The organism is Cyanobium sp. Alchichica 3B3-8F6 (assembly GCF_024346435.1).
Taxonomy (GTDB): domain Bacteria; phylum Cyanobacteriota; class Cyanobacteriia; order PCC-6307; family Cyanobiaceae; genus Cyanobium_A.
Genome location: NZ_JAGQCZ010000012.1, coordinates 49890 through 68377, shown reverse-complemented (window position 1 = coordinate 68377; position 18488 = coordinate 49890). Strand labels below are relative to the sequence as shown.

21 protein-coding genes and 1 tRNA gene are annotated in these 18488 nt (G+C 68.5%); 10 read left to right on the top strand and 12 right to left on the bottom strand.

Annotation, left to right across the window (positions count from 1 at the left end; genetic code table 11):
• Positions 1–21 precede the first annotated feature (21 nt).
• Entirely contained in the window at positions 22–1062 is a 1041-nt protein-coding gene (locus tag KBY65_RS10765) for a PRC-barrel domain-containing protein (RefSeq protein ID WP_255001584.1), read from the top strand.
• Between the two features lie 35 nt (positions 1063–1097).
• Here KBY65_RS10765 and msrB read toward each other — a convergent pair whose 3' ends face one another.
• The 3 genes from msrB to KBY65_RS10750 form a co-directional block, all read right to left on the bottom strand.
• Entirely contained in the window at positions 1098–1541 is a 444-nt protein-coding gene (msrB, locus tag KBY65_RS10760) for a peptide-methionine (R)-S-oxide reductase MsrB (protein WP_094561152.1), read from the bottom strand.
• Positions 1542–1569: 28 nt separating this feature from the next.
• Positions 1570–2841, bottom strand: coding sequence for a glycosyl transferase (locus KBY65_RS10755; RefSeq protein ID WP_094561151.1), 1272 nt, complete (start codon positions 2839–2841; stop codon positions 1570–1572).
• A gap of 26 nt (positions 2842–2867) precedes the next feature.
• Positions 2868–2949: transfer RNA gene (locus KBY65_RS10750), tRNA-Leu, on the bottom strand.
• A gap of 132 nt (positions 2950–3081) precedes the next feature.
• On the opposite strand from KBY65_RS10750, the gene accC reads away from it, so the two are divergent.
• Positions 3082–4434 carry an acetyl-CoA carboxylase biotin carboxylase subunit gene (gene accC, locus KBY65_RS10745; protein WP_255001583.1) on the top strand — a complete coding sequence of 451 codons (1353 nt, stop codon included), beginning with the start codon at positions 3082–3084 and terminating at the stop codon, positions 4432–4434.
• Between the two features lie 2 nt (positions 4435–4436).
• Here accC and KBY65_RS10740 read toward each other — a convergent pair whose 3' ends face one another.
• Positions 4437–4781, bottom strand: coding sequence for a YggT family protein (locus KBY65_RS10740; protein ID WP_094561149.1), 345 nt, complete (start codon positions 4779–4781; stop codon positions 4437–4439).
• Positions 4782–4871: 90 nt separating this feature from the next.
• On the opposite strand from KBY65_RS10740, the gene psbX reads away from it, so the two are divergent.
• The 4 genes from psbX to KBY65_RS10720 all read left to right on the top strand — a co-directional run bounded on the left by psbX (position 4872) and on the right by KBY65_RS10720 (position 7025).
• Positions 4872–4994, top strand: coding sequence for a photosystem II reaction center X protein (gene psbX / locus KBY65_RS10735; RefSeq protein ID WP_094561148.1), 123 nt, complete (start codon positions 4872–4874; stop codon positions 4992–4994).
• 53 nt (positions 4995–5047) lie between these two features.
• The gene (locus KBY65_RS10730; RefSeq protein ID WP_094561147.1) at positions 5048–5941 is read left to right on the top strand and encodes a Ycf66 family protein; all 894 of its coding nucleotides are present in this window, start codon (positions 5048–5050) and stop codon (positions 5939–5941) included.
• Between the two features lie 92 nt (positions 5942–6033).
• Entirely contained in the window at positions 6034–6552 is a 519-nt protein-coding gene (locus tag KBY65_RS10725; protein WP_094561146.1) for a Tol biopolymer transporter periplasmic protein, read from the top strand.
• Positions 6549–7025: a TolB family protein gene (locus KBY65_RS10720; RefSeq protein WP_094561145.1), complete on the top strand. Its 477-nt coding sequence runs from the start codon at positions 6549–6551 to the stop codon at positions 7023–7025. Before KBY65_RS10725 ends, KBY65_RS10720 begins: the two co-directional genes overlap by 4 nt.
• Here KBY65_RS10720 and KBY65_RS10715 read toward each other — a convergent pair whose 3' ends face one another.
• The 3 genes from KBY65_RS10715 to KBY65_RS10705 are packed head-to-tail and all read right to left on the bottom strand — an operon-like array spanning position 7026 to position 9615.
• Positions 7026–7217: a chlorophyll a/b-binding protein gene (locus KBY65_RS10715; RefSeq protein ID WP_255001582.1), complete on the bottom strand. Its 192-nt coding sequence runs from the start codon at positions 7215–7217 to the stop codon at positions 7026–7028.
• 4 nt (positions 7218–7221) lie between these two features.
• Positions 7222–9213, bottom strand: coding sequence for an ABC transporter ATP-binding protein/permease (locus KBY65_RS10710; RefSeq protein WP_094561143.1), 1992 nt, complete (start codon positions 9211–9213; stop codon positions 7222–7224).
• A 39-nt stretch (positions 9214–9252) separates the two neighbouring features.
• On the bottom strand, positions 9253–9615 hold the full coding sequence (locus tag KBY65_RS10705; RefSeq protein WP_255001592.1) for a histidine triad nucleotide-binding protein: 363 nt from the start codon (positions 9613–9615) through the stop codon (positions 9253–9255).
• Between the two features lie 73 nt (positions 9616–9688).
• Between KBY65_RS10705 and KBY65_RS10700 the strand changes: the two genes are divergently transcribed.
• Positions 9689–11263, top strand: a complete 1575-nt coding sequence (locus tag KBY65_RS10700; RefSeq protein ID WP_255001581.1) for a YifB family Mg chelatase-like AAA ATPase — start codon at positions 9689–9691, stop codon at positions 11261–11263.
• A gap of 33 nt (positions 11264–11296) precedes the next feature.
• On the opposite strand, the gene rpsU is transcribed toward KBY65_RS10700, so the two are convergent.
• The 4 genes from rpsU to def all read right to left on the bottom strand — a co-directional run bounded on the left by rpsU (position 11297) and on the right by def (position 13016).
• The gene (gene rpsU / locus KBY65_RS10695; protein WP_010304532.1) at positions 11297–11467 is read right to left on the bottom strand and encodes a 30S ribosomal protein S21; all 171 of its coding nucleotides are present in this window, start codon (positions 11465–11467) and stop codon (positions 11297–11299) included.
• 76 nt (positions 11468–11543) lie between these two features.
• Positions 11544–12170 (bottom strand): DUF3747 domain-containing protein, encoded by a 627-nt coding sequence (locus KBY65_RS10690; RefSeq protein WP_094561174.1) that lies wholly within the window; start codon positions 12168–12170, stop codon positions 11544–11546.
• A gap of 54 nt (positions 12171–12224) precedes the next feature.
• Positions 12225–12422 (bottom strand): hypothetical protein, encoded by a 198-nt coding sequence (locus KBY65_RS10685; protein ID WP_094561141.1) that lies wholly within the window; start codon positions 12420–12422, stop codon positions 12225–12227.
• Between the two features lie 9 nt (positions 12423–12431).
• Positions 12432–13016: a peptide deformylase gene (gene def / locus KBY65_RS10680; protein ID WP_255001591.1), complete on the bottom strand. Its 585-nt coding sequence runs from the start codon at positions 13014–13016 to the stop codon at positions 12432–12434.
• A 230-nt stretch (positions 13017–13246) separates the two neighbouring features.
• Here def and KBY65_RS10675 point away from each other — a divergent pair, with 230 nt between their 5' ends.
• The 3 genes from KBY65_RS10675 to KBY65_RS10665 are packed head-to-tail and all read left to right on the top strand — an operon-like array spanning position 13247 to position 17816.
• Entirely contained in the window at positions 13247–15142 is a 1896-nt protein-coding gene (locus tag KBY65_RS10675; RefSeq protein ID WP_255001580.1) for a prolyl oligopeptidase family serine peptidase, read from the top strand.
• A complete protein-coding gene (locus KBY65_RS10670) occupies positions 15139–16491 on the top strand; it encodes a sodium/glutamate symporter (RefSeq protein WP_255001579.1) in 1353 nt (450 codons plus the stop codon). Before KBY65_RS10675 ends, KBY65_RS10670 begins: the two co-directional genes overlap by 4 nt.
• Positions 16488–17816, top strand: coding sequence for a sodium/glutamate symporter (locus KBY65_RS10665; RefSeq protein WP_255001578.1), 1329 nt, complete (start codon positions 16488–16490; stop codon positions 17814–17816). The genes KBY65_RS10670 and KBY65_RS10665 overlap by 4 nt, the downstream gene beginning before the upstream one ends.
• On the opposite strand, the gene KBY65_RS10660 is transcribed toward KBY65_RS10665, so the two are convergent.
• On the bottom strand, positions 17813–18487 hold the full coding sequence (locus KBY65_RS10660) for a class II aldolase/adducin family protein (RefSeq protein ID WP_094561172.1): 675 nt from the start codon (positions 18485–18487) through the stop codon (positions 17813–17815). The genes KBY65_RS10665 and KBY65_RS10660 overlap by 4 nt on opposite strands.
• Between the last annotated feature and the right edge of the window lies 1 nt (position 18488).

Sequence of the window (18488 nt, the reverse complement as noted above, 5' to 3'; positions counted from 1 at the left end):
GCCACGGGCACGACCCTTTCATTGACCTCCTCCATTCCCCCCTCTGCTGATCTCGGAGCAGCCGCGCCGAGCGATCGCCTCTGGTTGCGCTCCGAGCTGATGGGCACCCAGGTGATCACCCGCGACACCGGCCGGCGGCTGGGGGTGGTGGGTGAGGTGGTGGTGGACATCGACCGGCGCGAGGTGGTGGCGCTGGGCCTGCGTGACAACCCGCTCACCCGTTTCTTGCCGGGCCTGCCGCGCTGGATGCCCCTCGATCGGATTCGCCAGGTGGGCGACGTGATCCTGGTGGATTCTGCCGATTCGCTGGCGGAGGGTTTCAACCCCGACCGCTACGGCAAGGTGATCAACTGCCAGGTGATCACCGAGGCGGGCGACCAGCTGGGACGGGTGCTCGGCTTCAGCTTCGACATCGAAACCGGCGAGCTGGCCACCCTGGTGATCGGCGCCCTGGGGGTGCCCCTGCTCGGCGAGGGCGTGCTGAGCACCTGGGAGCTCACGGTCGAGGAGATCGTCAGCAGCGGTCCCGATCGAATCATTGTTTACGAGGGCGCCGAAGACAAGCTCAAGCAACTGGGCTCCGGCCTGCTCGAGAAGCTCGGCATCGGCGGGCCCAGCTGGGAGCAGGAGGAGCGGGAGCGCTACCGCAGCGGCATGGTGCCGGTGGAAAACCAGTTAGCCCCGGGTCAGCCGGCGGTGCAGGAACAACGCCGCATCCAGCCGGCCACCAGCCGGGCCATGGAGCCCGAAGAGGAGCTTGATTACGTCGAGCTCGATGCCCAGCGTCAACGGGAGCCGCTGCGCCAGCGCCGCTACCTCGATGAGGAGGAGTCCCGCTACGAGCAACCCCGATACGAAGAACCCCGATATGAGGAGCCCCGATATAAGGAGCGCCGGCGGCCGCTCGAGCCCGAACCCATCGCCCCAGAAATCCGCGCCTCCGAGCCCCGCCCCGTGGAGAGGCGGCCCCTGGAGGCCCGTCAACCGGAACGTCGTCCAGCCCCCACGCCTACGCGCGAACCGCTGGACGTGGACGCCGAGGACCTGGCCGACCCCTGGTGAGGGGCTGCGCTGAATCGTGCCCCCTCAGCCGCCGCTCAGCGCTCGCGGAATGCCAGCGACGCTGAGTTGACACAGTGGCGCTGGCCCGTGGGGGCCGGCCCATCATTGAACACGTGACCGAGGTGGGCGTCACAGTTGGCGCAGCGGATTTCGGTACGCACCATGCCGTGGGAGCTATCGGTGTGGGTGCTGATGGCCCCCGGCTTCACCCCATCCCAGAAGCTGGGCCAGCCCGTGCCGGAATCAAACTTGGTGGCACTGCTGTAGAGCTCGGCATCGCAGCAGATGCAGTGGTACATCCCGTTGCCCTTGTTGTTCCAGTAGGCACCGGTGAAGGCCCGCTCGGTGCCGCCCTGGCGCGCAATCCGAAACTGCTCGGGGGTGAGCTTCTGGCGCCACTGCTCCTCGCTGGCCCCGCGGGCCAGGCCGCTGTCGAGGCCGCAGGCCGAAGGGTCGGGGGTGCTGGCGGCATCAGCCATAGGAACGATCAGAACGCTGGTGGCAACCCTAGGCACCTGGACCGGGGCCCCTCGCGTCAGGGGGCAGCAGTTCCTGCACCAGGGCCGCCAGGCTGGCCACCGCCCCGGGCTGGCCGCGCAGGCTGCGCAGATCGGCCCTCATGCCCTCCAGGCGTTCGGGTGCCGCCAGCCAGTCGGCGGCCTCAGCGGCAATGCCCTCCGGCGTGATCCCCCCCACCCGCTCGGGCACCAGCATGCGGCCGGCGGCAATGTTGGGGGAGGCCAGAAAACCCCGGTGCCGCAGTCGCCAGGCCGTGAGCAGCACCCCAAACAGCCAACGCAGCAGCGGCAGGCGCCCCAGCAGGCCGGCCAAGCCATCCCAGGCCTGCATCACGTGCAGGTGCTGGGTGGGCACCAGCACCAACATCGGCACCCCCAGCGCCGCCAGTTCCGCCGTGTTGGCCCCCACGGTGGTCAGGGCCAGGGCGCATTGGCTCAGGGCACTGTGGGCTGGATTTTCAAGCACCAGCTGCAGGCGGGTGCCGGCCTGCGTCTCCAGTAGATCGGCACCCAGCAGCCGGGGCACCCCGGATCGGTAGGCCCGGGCGATCGGATTGGCCGCACCGGCCTGGGCGAGCAAATCCTCCACGCTGGTGGTGGGGGCCAGGGGCAACAGGAAACGGCAGTCCGGTCGTAGCGCCGCCAGGCGATCGGCCGTCTCCAGCAGGAACGGCACGCCCACACGCAATTTGGCCCGCTTGGAGCCCGGCAGCAGGGCGACCCACTCGCCCTCGGGAAGCGGCGCATCGCTGCGGGCCGACTCCGACAGATCAGCCATCAGATCGCCGACCACCGTGCAGCGCTCGGCCCAGCGCGGCGCCAGCCGACCGGCCGCCAGGGGCCCCATCGCCGCAATCCGATCGTTCCATCCGGGCCATCGGGCCACCCATTCGGCATAGGTGAGGTGCCGGTAGCCGAGGCGCGCCGAGAGCAGCACCGTCCAGAACTGATCCCCCCCTAAAAACACCACCACCCCCTGACGGCTCCAGGGGCCGAAGCGCCGGGGTTGCAGCAACAGCTCCCAAAACTGCCGAGCCGGCACGATGCGCTCGAACAGCCCCCAGCTTCCGGCGGCGTGATGTTCCCGGCCGGTGCCATTCGGGCAGGGCACCAGCACGAGCTGCAAGCTGCAGGCGGCTCCAGCAACGGCCGGCCGCAGCGGCATCAAGCGCTGCAGGCGCAGGGCCAGGGGTCGTACCCAGGTGGAGAGCTCACCGGGCCCGTTGCTCACCAGCACGATCGACACCGGTGCCGGATGCATCAGCTGGGAGAGCCGGAAAAAAGAAATGCGGATGACGAGACTTGAACTCGTAAGGCCGAAGCCACACGCCCCTCAAACGTGCGTGTCTACCAATTCCACCACATCCGCATGTGGTACGGATCGCTGGAGGCGCTCCGATCCGAGCAATATACCCATTGGACCTCCGGGAACCCCCTGGAAAGCGGGCTCTAGCAGCACTGATAAAGTCCGCATTGGCCTGGTTCTGCTGAGTCGTCGCGGATGTCCATCGGCAAGTTGCTGATCGCCAACCGTGGCGAAATTGCCCTGAGGATCCTGCGCACCTGCCGGGAGCTCAGCATCCCCACCGTGGCGGTTTACAGCACGGTGGACAAGAACGCGCTGCACGTGCAGCTCGCTGATGAAGCGGTGTGCGTGGGCGAGGCGCCCAGCAGCAAGAGCTACCTCAACATCCCCAACATTCTGGCGGCGGCCACCTCCAGAGGTGCCGACGCCATCCACCCCGGCTACGGCTTCCTGGCCGAAAACGACCGCTTCGCCGAGATCTGCGCCGACCACGGCCTCACCTTCGTGGGCCCGTCGCCGGAGGCGATCCGCTCGATGGGCGACAAGTCCACGGCCAAAGCCACCATGCAGCTGGTGGGCGTGCCCACCATCCCCGGCAGCGAAGGGCTGTTGCAGAGCGTGGACGAGGCCCGCCGGCTGGCGGCTGAGATGGGCTACCCGGTGATGATCAAGGCCACCGCCGGCGGCGGCGGCCGGGGCATGCGCCTGGTGCCCGGGCCCGAGCAACTCAAGAGCCTGTTCAAGGCCGCCCAGGGCGAAGCCGAAGCAGCCTTTGGCAACCCGGGGCTCTATATGGAGAAGTTCATCGACCGGCCCCGGCACGTGGAAGTGCAGGTGCTGGCCGATCGCCACGGCAACGTGGTGCACCTTGGCGAGCGCGACTGCTCGATCCAGCGCCGCCACCAGAAGTTGCTGGAAGAGGCCCCAAGCGTGGCCATCAACGCCGACCTGCGCCGCCAGATGGGCGAGGCCGCCGTGGCCGCCGCCCGCACCATCGGCTACGAGGGCGCCGGCACCGTGGAATTCCTGGTGGACCGCAGCGGCGCCTTCTACTTCATGGAGATGAACACCCGCATCCAGGTGGAGCACCCGGTCACCGAAATGGTCACCGGGGTCGACCTGATCGCCGAGCAGCTGCGCATCGCCGGCGGCGAACCGATCTCCGTGACCCAGGAGCAGATCAAGCTCTGCGGCCACGCCATCGAAGTGCGCATCAACGCCGAAGACCCCCGCCAAAACTTCCGCCCAGCCCCCGGCAAAATCACCGGCTGGCTCCCCCCCGGCGGCCCCGGCGTGCGGGTCGATAGCCACGTGTACACGGGCTACGAGATTCCGCCCTTCTACGACTCGCTAATCGGCAAGGTGATCGTGTGGGGTACGGATCGCGAACACGCCCTCAAGCGGCTGCGGCGGGCCCTCTCCGAGTGCGCCGTCACCGGCATTCCCACCACGATCGAGTTCCACCTGCAGCTGCTGGACCGGCCAGAATTTCTGGCCGGCGACGTGCACACCAAATTTATTGAGCAGGAGATGCTGCCCCCGGCCTGAACTCAGCCGACCAAACCGGCCTGGGCCCGCATCAGCACCTGGCTGACCAATCCCTGCTGGCCCACCAACAGCTCGCGCACCAGGCTCAGCAGGCCTACCCACACCACCGGGGTGACATCCACCCCGCCAATCGGCTGGATGAGGCGCCGCGTGGCAGCCAGCACGGGCTCGGTCGGGGCGCCGACCAGCCGCATCGCACCGCGGCTCAGATCCACCTGGGGGTACCAGGTGAGCACAATCCGGAACAGAAACAGCAGGGTCCAGAGCGCCAGCCCCAACCCCAAAACCAGGTGCAGCCCTGACAGCACCGGCAACCAGGACGGGGACGTGGGTGGCAGGGCCGTCACAAAGCTCTAAGCAGCTGGGCCTGCAGCGTAGGAAGCCGCCGCCACTGCTTAGGATTTCGTGACGCTTGATGCCTGAGAGCTGGCCCCGCCATGACGCCTTCCCTCGCCAACTTCCTGAGCAGCCTCGTTGCGGGTGCAGTGATCGTGGTGGTGCCGATCACCATCGCCCTGGTGTTGATCAGCCAGAACGACCGCCTCGATCGCAAGCTCTGATCCCCCTGGCCTGGCTACCTACAGTGGCGCAACGGTCCGACGGGTGAAACACCGTGGTTAATGCCAGCCTGAATTGGGCCAGCATCGTGGGCATCGTGCTGGCGGTAGGCGGTGCGCTGCTCTACTTCATGCGCAGCTTCAAGCCCGCCCTCGCACGCGACTACGACGTCTTCTTTGCCGCGGTGGGCCTGCTTTGTGGCGGCATCCTGTTTTTCCAGGGATGGCGCCTCGATCCGATTCTGCAGTTCGGCCAGTTTCTGCTCGCCGGCACCACCGTCTTCTTCGCCTACGAGAGCGTGCGGCTGCGGGGGGTGACCACTGAGCAGGCCCGGCGCTCGTCCTACTTCGACGACGACGAGCCGGTGCCGGCGCCAGGCCCCTATCGCCCGCGCATGGGTGGACGCCCCTGGGGCGAGAGCGACGTGGATCGCTTCGATGAGCCCCAACCGCTACGCCGGCGCATTCCTACCCGCGAGGATGAGTCCGACGACGACGACTTCTACCGGGCCCGCCGCCCCAGCCGGGCCGCCATCCCCGAACGGGCCGCCAGCCGCCGCTCCGCCCAGGATGATTGGGCCCCCCAGGCCCAGGCCGGCGAAAGCGCAGACCGCCCTGACCGCAGCCGCTACAGCGCCGCCGGCAGCACCACGCGCCCTGCTGCTGATTTTGGTGCCCGCCGGCGCGAACGCGACGGTGCTGCTGAGCCCCGGCGCGGCAGCCGACCGGTGGCCGCCAGCGAGGCGATGCCCCGCTCAACCCGACGCCCCACCAGCCCCGAAGGCGCTGGTCCCTCCATGGCCCCTCCGTCCCGTGGGCCTGCTGGTGTGCCCCAGGGTTCGCCGATCAGCAAGGCTGAGTCCATCAGCGACGCCGACTTCACCCCGGTGAAGCCCCCCACCAGTGCCGAGCCCCGCCCGCGGGACAACAGCTCCCGCTTCGACGACTGACCGCCTCCGCTGCGAACCGTCGGCCTGGGCCAACTCGGCCCTCCTCCATCACGCTGCGGCAGCAGCTGACTTCTGGACTGGCGGCTGGCCTGATGTGTGTGCTGGCAGGCTGTGACGCCGGGGCTTGGTTGCCACGCCGCAACGCCGGACCCGCCGGGGTGCTCAGCGCCACCAGCCGCCAGGAGCCTGCCCTCAGTGGCCAGGGACGCTGGCTGGCCTCTGTGGTGGAGCGCGGCGGTCGCGCCACGCTGCTGCTGCAGGAGCAGCCCAGCGGGCGGGTTGTGCAGCTGCGCCACTTCCAGAATCACCAGCCCCACAGCTCCCCCTCGCTGAGTTGGAACGGGCGCTATGTCGCCGCCCTGGTGCAGCAGGGCAACCAGCGGCTGCCGCTGATCGAAGACCGGGCCACCGGGGCCCTGCATCGGCTGCCCTTGCCCGCCGATCGCACCGCCGTGCGGCTCAGCCTGGCGCCGGAGGGGCGCCGGCTGGCCGTGCAGGTGGCCCAAGGAGGCCAGTGGCGGGTGCAGCTGTTTGACCTGAGCAACCTGCTGGAGCCCGACCTACCCGGCGGCATCGCCCTCCAAGGCGGCGGGCTGGATACACCCCGATGAAATCGCTTCTGCCCACCACCGTGCTCGCCCTACTGCTGGCTGGCTGCCTGGGCCCAGTGCCCATGCCGATCGGGCCGCTCAACGGCCGGATCGAAGCCCTGGGCGCCAACCGCGATCCAGCTCTGTCGGGACGCTGGCTCGCCCTGATCAGCGGTCGGGGCGGGCGTGAACAGGTGCAGCTGCTGGATCTCGAGCGCCAGCAGCCCGTGCCCGTGCCAGGGCTCAACCGGGCCGATGCCCAACCGGTGAGTGTCAGCATCGATGCGGCCGGGGAGCGGATCGCCCTGGTGCGGCAGCTCGAAGGACGCACCGAGTTGGTGCTCTACCGGCGCTCACTGCAGAGCCTGCAGCCCATCGCCATGGTGCCGAGCGGCGTTCCCCGCCAGGTGCAGCTCCAAGCGGATGGCCGCCAACTCGCCGTGCAGGTGAGCCGGGGCGGCCTCTGGCAGGTGGACCTGGTGCAGATTCCCTGATCAGGGGATCAGGCCAGCCCAGCGCAGGAAGGTGTCGCCGCTGAGGGCTTCGATCAGCAGCACAGCCGCAAAACCCACCATGGCGAAGCGGCCATTGACCCGCTCGGCGTAGCCACTCCAGCCAAAGGCCGGCACGTCTTGGGTGGTAGCACTGGTGGTGGTGGCACTGGTGGCCGGGGTCGCATCAGACATCGGATCAGGCGTGGCGGCCAACGTCATAGCCGGCCGCGGGCAACAGGCGCCAATTGCCACAGCCATCCAGCTCCAGCACGGTGTCGTGGAAGGCGGTGAGGGTGGGGCGGTGTCCCACGCTCACAAAGGCCATGTCGCGCTCGGCTAGCAGGGCGTAGAGGTGACGCTCGGTGGCCACATCCAGGGCACTGGTGGCCTCATCGAGCACCACAAACCGGGGGGAATTCAGCAGCAGCCGGGCGAAGGCCAGGCGCTGCTGCTCGCCCAGGGACAGCAGCCGGGGCCAGTCCTGAATGATGTCGAGATCGGGATAGCGCTGCACCAGGTCGGGCAGCCGCACCTGCTCGAGCACGTGGCGCAGCTGGTCGTCGCTGAACCGATCCGGCTGCAGGGGGTAACAGAGCTGTTCCCGCAGGCTGCCCAGCAGCATGTAGGGCTTCTGGGGGATGAACAGCAGCTCCCCTTCGTTGGGCCGCTCCACCCGGCCGGCCGCCGGCGGCCACAGCCCGCTCACCATGCGAAGGAAGGAGGTTTTGCCGCAACCAGAAGGCCCCACCACCAACAGGCGCTGGTGGCGATCCACTTCGAGGCTCAGATCACGGATCAGGGTGCGGTTGGTGCGAGGCGGCACCAGATCCACGTGGCTCACCAGGATCGTGCCGTCGTCGCGACCGCGGCTGGTGGCGGCGAGCTGCACCGCCAGGGCCGCTGCTTCCGTGCCGATGGAATCCACCTTGCCCTGGAAGCCCTCCAGACGGCTGATCGAAGCGGAGAACGCGGCCAGTCGATCGATGTTATTGACGATGTAGCTGACCGAAAACAGCACCTGACTGAAGGCGATGCTGGCCTGGCCAAACACACCGAAATCCACCTCCTTGGCGAAATAAATCGGCGCGATCACCAGCCAGGGCAGAAAACGGGAGAAGTAGTCGTAGGAGCGCTGGATCACACTGATCAGCGCTTCCCAGATGATCAGGCGGTCGTAGTTGCGAATCGCTCCACCCAGCCGGCGCTCCGCCTCCCGGGCTTCCTGCTGTTCACCGCGATAGAAGGCAATCGACTCGGCATTGTCACGAATGTGGACAAGCCCGTAGCGAAAGTCGGCCTCAAGCTTGAGCTGCTGATAGTTCAGGTTCACCAGCTTGCGGCTTGCAAACACAATCAGGGCCGTACCACCCACGGAGTAAACCAACAGCACCAGCGCCAACTGGTCGCTGATGGTCCAGAGCACGATGATGAAACTAACGAAGGTCAACAGCGCCGAGATGATCTCAACGGTGACACTCAGACTCGTACCAGTGAAGCTCGCCGTGTCCTGGGAAATCCGTTGATCAGGGTTGTCGATTTCCTCCAGCGATTCGTCATTCGGGTTGAGAACGTAGTAGGCACGGTTGGACATATAGCGGCCCAGCAGACGCCCACTCAACCATTCCCGCCATAGCAGGCCGAGCTTCGGGATCAGATAGCTCTGAATCGCCCGGATCGGCAAGGCTAAAACCAGGCAGAAGGCGTAGATAGCAACGATCTTCCAGAATTCTTCTGCGTTATAAGCAACCAGAGCATTTTCAATGTTGCGAGCAATAAAGCTAATGCCCACATTGATGCCATTGATCACCAGGATCAGCAAGGTGATCACCCCCATCAGCAGCCACGGCAGCCAGCGCCCCTGGCGCAACTTGCTGCGCAGGGCCACAAAACAGCCCAGGCCCCCGGCCAGTAGCACCATCACCAGCGGGCCGATCGGGCTGCGCCAAATGGCGGCCACCTGCTCGGGCACCCCCGGCAGGAAACGGCTGCGCAGCTCGGGGATCAGGGCCCCGCTCAGGGCCAACACACCGGTCAGCAGCAGCAGGGTGCTGCCGACCACCACGGCGAGCAAGGCCACCACAAGCAGCAAAAACTGCCAGCCCTGGCTGTCGTCCACCGGCAGGAAGTAGGGCTGGGCCAGGCGTTGCAGCTTGGCCAGCTGAACGCGAAGGGCCTTGAAGGGATTCATGGAGCGGATCAGATCAGGTCATTGTGGCTGGGCCGGCAGCTAGCCCGGCGGCCAGGCCAGGGGACGCCCACCCATCACATGAACGTGCAGGTGAAACACGGTTTGACCCGCCTCGGCGCCACTGTTAATCACGGTGCGGAACGACTCCAGCCCCTCCTGGCGCGCCACCCGCGCGGCCACCAGCAACAAATGGCCCAACAACAGCTCATGCTCCTCCGAAGCCTCAGACAGCTGGGTGATGGGCTCGCGGGGGATCACCAGCACATGCACCGGGGCCTGGGGGGCCACATCGCGAAAGGCCAGACAGTACTCGTCGGCATACACCTGATCACAAGGGATCTCACCGCGCAGGATGCGCGCAAAGATCGTGTCAGTCGGGGCCGGATCGGCGGAGCTGGCCATCGCTGCAGGGGGCGTCGCGGAGTGGTCGGGGTGAGACAGCTCGGGCACTAACGCTGTAGTGGCCGAAGGCGTGATGTTGGCACGGTGCAAGACCGCGTCTCTGCGAGGGCTGGACGCCAGACCCGTGCTGGTGGAGGTGGATCTCGCCCCGGGATTGCCGGGCCTGCAGCTGGTGGGCCTGGCCGACGCAGCGGTGCAGGAGGCCCGGGAGCGGGTGCGCTCCGCCCTGCGCCACAGCGGCCTGAAGGTGCCCCTGACGCGGGTGGTGGTGAACCTGGCCCCAGCCGACCTGCGCAAAGAGGGGCCCGGCTTCGACCTGCCGATTGCCCTGGGGCTGCTGCTGGCCAGTGGCCAGCTGGGCGAGGCCTGCTGCGATGGGGTGTGGAGTGCTGCAGAGCTGGGCCTCGACGGAGCGCTGCGCCCAATCCGGGGTGTTCTCGCCATCGCCATCGCGGCCCGCCAGCATGGCGCCAGGGCCCTTGTGGTGCCAGAGGCCAATGCCTGGGAGGCCGCCCTCGTGGAGGGGCTGCAGGTGTGGGGGGCGAGCGATCTGGGCCAAGTGCTCTGGCGGCTGCAGCACCCCAAAGCCCCCAATCAAGCCTGCAAAGGATCCTCCACCCCCCAGCTGGCCTCGCCCGAGCCGGCGGCCAAGGATCTCGCCGACGTCAAGGGACAGGCCCATGGGCGCCGTGCCCTGGAGATCGCTGCTGCCGGAGGGCACCATCTGCTGCTCTGCGGCCCGCCTGGCAGCGGCAAAACGATGCTGGCCCAGCGCCTTACCCGGCTGCTGCCGCCCCTCGATCCCACAGAAGCCCTCGAGCTGACGGCGATCCACTCGGTGGCCGGATTGTTGGACAGCAGCCAGGGCCTGCTGCAAACCCGCCCCTTTCGAAGCCCCCACCACAGCTGCTCCGCCCCGGGGCTGATCGGCGGCGGCGCCCAGCCCCGGCCTGGGGAACTGGCCCTCGCCCACCATGGGGTGCTGTTTCTCGATGAGCTGGCCGAATTTCGGCGGGCAGTGCTCGACCAACTGCGCCAGCCCTTAGAAGACGGAGAGGTGTGGATCCACCGCGCCCGCCAACGCACCCGCTTCCCCTGCAGGATCACCCTGGTGGCCGCCGCCAACCCCTGCCCCTGCGGCTGGTTTGGGGATCCGGAACGCAGCTGCACCTGCGGCGAAGGGCAGCGGCGGCGCTACTGGGGCCGGCTATCCGGGCCGCTGCTGGATCGTATTGATCTCCAGGTGGTGATGCGCCGGCCATCCAGCGAAGCCCTCACCGCCCCCTTCCGCAGCCAGGGGGGCACTGAAGGCCCGGCAGCCGGCAAGACGACCGATGCCAAGGCCGAATCAACGGCCGTCGTGCGGGCACGGGTGCAACGAGCCCGCTTGCAGATGTCCAGCCGCAACCCCTTGGGCTGCACCAACAGCCGCATCCCCGGAGGGCAATTGGAGCAGGTGGTGCAGCTCGACAGCGAGGCCTTAAACCTCTGGGAAGGCGCTCTTCAGCAGCGGCAGCTGAGCGCGCGCGCCGGAGCGCGGCTGTTGCGGGTCGCCCAAACAATCAGCGACCTGGCCGAACAAGAGCGGATCAGCGCAGAGGCCATTGCCGAAGCGCTGACCTACCGCTCCTTTGACCAGGGGCATTGATCGAGAGAGGGGGCTGCTCCGGCTCCGCGCCAATCAGCGGCGGCGGCGGCGCTGCTGGGCCTTGCGCTTGTACTTCTCAACGGGGGTCTCGTGGTGCCGCAGACGCTTGAGGTCGGCAAAGATGCCCGCCTTGGACACCTGGCGCTTGAAGCGGCGGAGGGCCGATTCAATCCCTTCGTTTTCGCCGACAGTGACCTGGGTCATGAAGCGCTGCATTGCTCACAGAGTCGGCCAATGTAGCAACCGCTTGTCCCAGGGCCCACTCGGGCACAGGCCAGACTCAGTCGCCAGCGGCACCACCAGAAGCCGGGCGGGCGGAGGGAGCAGCCTGCTGAGTCAGGGCCTCGGGCCAGGCTTCGCGGTAGATGTACACGTGGCCAAGGGCTCGGCCGCCATAGGCCCGGCGCTTGAGCTGCCAGCCTGGTTCAAACACCAGCTGCAGGAAACCGGTGCCTGGACCCTGGGTCCGGGCTACCACCATTTCTGGCCCCGCGCCGACCTTGGTAGGGAAGGCCAGAAGAACGTTGTCGTTGCTCTGGCGCACCACTGTGAGCCGATAGCTGGCGGCCAGATCGTCGCCCCCAACCCGCACCGAGTAGCCATTGGCGTCGATGAAGCGGCTGCAGATCCCGCTGAAATCAAATGTGGCCAACAGGGGTTCGACGGCCGCAGGCGCCCCGGGAGCAACCACAAAACAGGGGCGAGTGGGCTTGAGCTGTTCGTAGATGTTGAGCTGGGCGCGGGTGCCATCCCCGATCGGCGCCGCCACCAGCACGAAGCGCTCCTGACTCAGGTCGACCGCCTCAAACAAGGCGCTGGCCATCGCCGGACTGACGCTGCCAGCACTCAGCACAGCCGCACAGGCAGCCAAGGGGAGCGAACGGGCGCGCAGAACTGGCAATCGCATCACGGCATCCGGGAACTTGGTGAACGCAATCGTATGCAAAGCGGCCGGCCAGAGCTAAGCCGGCTTGTTGATACGGATGGCCAGCACCAGCGCCACCACGGTGCCCGGCAGGCTCATGCCCAGGATCCAACGGGTGGTGGACACCCCAAGGTCGGGATCGCCATAGGCCAGCTCAAACACCGACCCGGTTGAAGCAATTCCCAGCAGGCACGCCAAGGCCAGGAACAGGCCAGCCAGCGGTTTCATCGGCATGGGTCGTGGTTAGCGAATGGAGTGGACGTCGGCACGCTGGAAGCCCTTCTCCTGAAGGCCCTCATTGAGGCTGAGCTCATCGGTGACCCGATCGACGAACAGCACCCCATTGAGGTGATCCATCTCGTGCTGGATGCAGCGAGCCAACAGGCCATCGGCCTTGACCCGTTGGGGCCGGCCCATCTCGTCGCGGTAGCTGACCTCAACGGCAGCCGGACGCACCACGTTGAGATAGACCCCGGGGATGCTCAGGCAGCCCTCCTCATAGGTCTCGATGGCGGCCCCGAAGGAGCCGATCTCCGGGTTGATCAGCACTATCGGCGGCGTGGCGGCATTTTCGGGATCCAGATCGATCACAAGCAGCTGCTTGTGCACCCCCACCTGGGGGGCGGCCAGGCCAATGCCGTGGGCGCTGTACATGCTGCGTAGCATGTCGCGGGCCAGATCCCGCACACTCTCATCCACCTTGCTGATGCGCTTAGCAGGGGTGCGGAGCACTGCATCGCCAAGGGTGTGGATGGTGAGGGGGGGCTCATCGAGAGCCACCTTGGGCACCTGAACACTGCGGGTGGCCTGCACGGCGGAGCGAGCCATCTGGGCAAAGCTGCCGGCGGAACTGCGGGCCAACGGGATACTTAAAACGTTGCACATCATCCTAAGGCGGCCGGCCGGAGTCCCTGGCTGAACGCCTGGTGGGCCCTGGCCGGCAAGCCCTGTGAAACGCCCTGTGAAACGCTCTGTCAAACGCTTTTCAAACACAGCCTCAAACGCTCCCCCGCTCAGCTCCGTTGAACCCAACCTCGAGCACCACGTTGAGCACTGCCGTGACCCGCACACGCCGCCCTGAACCCTTGGCCGCGGCGCTGGTGGAGGGACGCACCCCCAGCCTCAAGGAACCGCTGCTCCGCGATGGGCGGCTGCTGTGGCTGGAACAACGCCCCCAGGAGCAGGGCCGCACCACCTTGATGCTGCGGCCGGCGGCGGGCGGGGTCGCGGTCGAGCTCACCCCGAGCCCCCACAACCTGCGCAGTCGGGTTCACGAATACGGCGGCGGTGTCTATGCCGTTGGGGGCAACGATCTGGTGTTCGTCGACGACAGCGACCGCTGCCTCTGGCACCTGAATCTGCCCGGCGCCCCGCGGCGGCTCACCACCCCTGGGCCACGGGCCTTCGCCGATGGACTGATCGATGCTCCCCGCCGGCGCTGGCTCGGCGTGATGGAAGCCGAGGGCCGCGACCAGCTGGTGGCGGTGCCCCTGGCCGGCGGCGAGCCGCAGCGGTTGCATCAGCCGGCCGACTTCTGCGGCTACGCCGCTCTCAGCCCTGATGGCGGCCAGCTGGCCTGGGTGGAGTGGCAGCAGCCGTTCATGCCCTGGCAGCGCAGCCAGCTATGGCTTGCGGCGGTGAATGACGACGGCACGCTGGAGGAGCCCCGGCCGGTGGCCGGCTCCGGCCCCAACGCCACTGACACCGACACTGACACCGACGCCGCAGCGATCTCGGTGTTTCAGCCCCTCTGGATCAGTCCCAGCGAGCTGGTGGTGGCCAGCGACGCCTCGGGCTGGTGGAACCTGCAGCGACTCGACACCGCCAGCGGCGCCTGGCAGCCCCTGCTACCGCTGGAGGCCGAATTCGCCATGCCCCAGTGGGTGTATGGCATGCGCACCACCGCCTGGGACGGCCAGCAGCTGATCGCCGCGGCCGCTCAGGAGGGGGCTTGGCAGCTTGGGCGGGTGCATCTGACCCCAGACCGGGTGGGCACGCCGGCCGCCTGGGAGCCCCTGGACCAGCCCTTCGACGATCTGGCCGGCCTGAGCGCCGAAGCCGGGACGCTGGTGGCACTCGCCAGCAACCCCACCAGTCCGGAGGGGCTGCTGGAGCTGAAACTCGACACAGGCGTTTGGCGTCACACGCCGGTGGCCCCCTGCCCGCTGCAGCCTGAGGCGATCAGCCAACCCGAGCCACTCTGGTTTGCCGGCCACGGCGGGGCGCCCACCCACGCCTGGTTTTATCCCCCGGCCGACGGCGCCCACGCCGAGGCGCCCCTGCTGGTGAAGGGCCACAGCGGGCCCACCGCCATGGCGCGGCGGGGCCTGAGCCTGGGGATTCAATTCTGGACGTCGCGCGGCTGGGGCGTGGTGGATGTGAACTACGGCGGCTCCACCGGCTTCGGGCGGGCTTACCGCGAGCGGCTCGATGGCCAGTGGGGCGTGGTGGATGTGGCCGATTGCGCCGCCGCCGCCCAGGCCCTGGTGGCGGCGGGGCAAGCCAGCCCTGCGCGCATCGCCATCGAAGGCGGCAGTGCCGGCGGCTTCACCGCCCTGGCCGCCCTCTGCTTCACAGACGTTTTTCGCGCCGGCGCGAGCCGCTACGGCGTCACCGACCCCAGCGCGTTGGCGAGCGAGAGCCATCGCTTTGAAGCCCGTTATCTCGATGGCCTGATCGGCCCCTGGCCCGAAGCGCGCGCCGCCTACGAAGCCCGCTCACCCCTGGCCCACGCCGATCAGATCCGCTGCCCGGTGGTCTTTTTCCAGGGTCTCGACGACCAGGTGGTGCCGCCCGAGCAGACCGAGCGCATGGCGGCGGCACTGGAGGCGAACGGCATCCCGGTGGAGGTGCACCGCTTTGCCGGCGAGGGCCACGGCTTCCGCAGCGGCAGCGTGCGGATCCAGGTGCTCGAGGCCACGGAGGCGTTCTTCCGTCGCCACTTCCAGCGATGAGCGCCCTGCACGGCCCCCTGCTGCTGGCCCTGGCAATGGCGGTGCTGGGGGGGCTGGTGGCGCTGGGACGGGCGATCGGTCCGGCCCTGGGGCTGCAGCGGATCGGCCTGCCGGCAGCGCTGGTGGCCGGCGTGCTGGGGCTGCTGCTGGGCCCCTATGGCCCCTGGCCGGTGCTGCCGGCTCCGGTGGAAACGCTGTGGGCGCGGTTGCCGATGGTGCTGCTCACCTTTGTGTTTGGCACCTTGATGCTGGGCCGGCCCCTGCCGGATCTGGCCAAATTGTGGAAGCCGGCGGCCGCCCAGACCCTGCTGGGCCTGACGCTGGGCTTCGGCCAATACCTGGTGGGCGCCGTGGCGGTGCTGCTGGTGCTGGGCCCCTGGCTGGGGGCCGATCCGCTGATGGCCTGCCTGATCGAGGTGGGCTTCGAAGGCGGCCACGGCAGTGCCGCGGTGATGGGGCCGATCTACGCCGATCTGGGCTTTGCCGGCGGCACCGACCTAGGCCTGGCCATGGCCACGGTGGGGCTGCTCAGCTCCACCGTGGTGGGCGGCCTGCTGGTGGTGTTGGCTCAGGGGCAGGGCTGGCTGCTGGCCGCCGAGGCCGGCGCACCGCTGTGTGTGCTGCCCGAGCCCACCGCGGCTGCGGTGGCGGCAGGCCCCAGCTGGGCGGAGCGCCTGCGCCAGCTGGCCACCAACCTGGCTCTGGTGGGCATCGCCGTGGGCATCGGCGTGGTGCTGCTGGCAGGGCTGGAGCGGCTGGCCGAACCCACCGGTGGCGTGCTGCGCACCGTGATCGATGCGTTGCCGGTGTATCCCCTGGCCCTGGCGGGCTCGCTGCTGGTGCGCTTGGCGCTGGAACGCAGCGACCGGGCCGAGCTGGCCGTGCCGGCCCTGCAGAACGGCCTGGGCGCCCTGGCCACCGACCTGCTGATTGCGGCGGCCACCGCCGGGCTCAACCTGCCGCTGCTGCGGGCCAACTGGCTGCCGCTGCTGGTGCTCAGCGGTTTTGGGCTGGCCTGGAACCTGCTGGTGATCCTGGTGCTGGCGCCGCGGATCCTGCCGGCGGGCTGGTTTGAGCGGGCGGTGATCGAATTCGGCCAGGCCACCGGTGTGGCGGCCAGTGGCCTGCTGCTGCTGGGCATGGCCGACCCCGATGGCCGCAGTGAGGCGATCCCGGCCTTTTCAATCAAGCAGCTGCTGCTGCAGCCGGTGCTGGCCGGCGGCGTGGTCACGGTGGCGGCACCCCTGGCGCTGCACAGCTGGGGCTTGCCGCTATGGGGCGGGGTGTGCCTAGGGCTCACGGTGCTCTGGGGCGGCCTGGCGCTGGCATTGGGAGCGGGCCGGCCATGAAATTGTTTGATGTGCTGCTGGCCTTCGCGGCCCTGAGCCTGTTGCTGCTGCTGGCCACGGCTCTGCGCCAGCGGCTGCGGATCCTGCAGCGGCTGGGCCTGCCGGAAGCCCTCATCGCCGGCCTGCTGGGGCTGGCGATCGGGCCCTTCAGCCCACTGCGGCTGTTTCCCGAGCGGGTGACTGCGGTGTGGAGCCAGACGCCGGGCGTGCTGATCACGGTGGTGTTTGCCACGTTGTTTCTGGGCCAGGCCCTGCCCAGCCCGCGGCAGCTGTGGCAGCGCAGCGCCAGCCAGGTGGCCTTCGGCATGGTGCTGGGCTTCGGCCAATACCTGGTGGGGGGCTTGGCGTTGCTGCTGGTGCTCGGGCCGCTGCTGGGCACCAACCCGCTGATGGCCTGCCTGATCGAGGTGGGCTTCGAGGGCGGCCATGGCACCGCCGCCGGCATGGGGCCGAGCTTTGCCGAGCTGGGCCTGGCCAGTGGCGAGGCCCTGGGGCTGGCCATGGCCACCGTGGGCGTGTTGGCAGCGGTGCTGCTCGGCAGCACCTTGGTGGTGATCGGCCGGCGGCGGCGCTGGCTGGTGAGCACGGGCGCGTCGGGGGCTTCGGCCGACCTGGCCCTCGAGGAAGAGGCTGTCCGCCGGCCGCTGCTACCGGCTGGCCCTTCGCCCACGATCGATGCACTCACCGTGAACCTGGCCCTGATCGGCGCGGCGGTGGGGCTGGGGGTGCTGCTCAAGGAGGCGCTGGTGGCCAGCTGGCCGCTACTGAAGGCCTTGCCGCTGTTTCCGCTGGCGATGGTGGGCGGGCTGATCGTGCAGCTGCTGCTGCAGCGGGCCGGCAAACCCCAGCTGGCCAGTGCGCCACTGCAACACAGCCTGGGCGCCCTGGCCATGGATCTGCTGATCACCGCCGCGATGGCCAGCCTCAACCTGCCGCTACTGGAGGAGGCCTGGCTGCCGTTTGTGGTGCTGGCGCTGCTCGGGCTTGCCTGGAACCTGGCGGTGTTCTGGTGGCTGGCACCGCGGCTGTTTGCCGATGCCTGGTTTGAGCGGGGCCTGGCGGATTTCGGCCAGGGCACCGGCGTGACCGCCACAGGGCTGCTGCTGCTGCGCATGGCCGATCCCTACGGCCGCAGCGGCGTGCTGGAAGCGTTTTCGTTCAAGCAGCTGGTGTTTGAGCCCTTTCTGGGTGGCGGGCTGGTGACCGCCCTCGCACCCATTGCCCTGGTGAGCCTGGGCCTACCGCTCTGGACCGCCCTGGCGGCCCTGCTGACGCTGGCGGCCCTGGGACTGGGGCTGGCGATGCGGAAACAGGCCCAGGGCTAACCCGCAGCTCCGAGGGCCCCGTAGTGGCGCAAGCGCATCTGCTCGGCCACCCGTCCCATTTCGGCTTCGCTCAGGAGCGGCGGCTCGCCCAGCTGCAGCGCCGCCAGATACATCTGCGCCAGGGTTTCCACCTCGATCGCCAGGGCCAGGGCCTGCGCCAGCGTGGCGCCCAGGGTCACCTGGCCGTGGTGCGCCAGCAGACACGCCTGGCGGTGCTCCAGGGCCTGCCCCGCCAGATCCGAGAGTGCCTGGCTGCCGAAGGTGGCATAGCCGCCGCAGCGGATGTCGGGCCCGCCGGCCTGCACCACCATGTAGTGGAAGGGTGGGATGCCGCGGCCATGGCAGGCCAGCGCCGTGGCGTGGATCGAATGGCAATGCACCACGGCCTGGATCTCCGGCCGCTGGCCCAGCAGATCGGCATGCAGGCGCCACTCGGAGGAGGGGCTGCGGCCAGGCACCGTCGCCCGGCCCGCCAGGGGCTGACCTTGGTGGTCGATCGCCACCAGATCCTCAGGCCCCATCTGCTCAGGGGGGACGGAGCTGGGGGTGATCAGCAGGCCGCCCTCGATCCGCACCGAGAGGTTGCCGGCGGTACCGGAATTGAGCCCGGTACTGCTCAGGCGCCGCGTGGCCGCCAGCAGGTCCTGGCGGGCTTGGTCTTCGGTGTTCAAC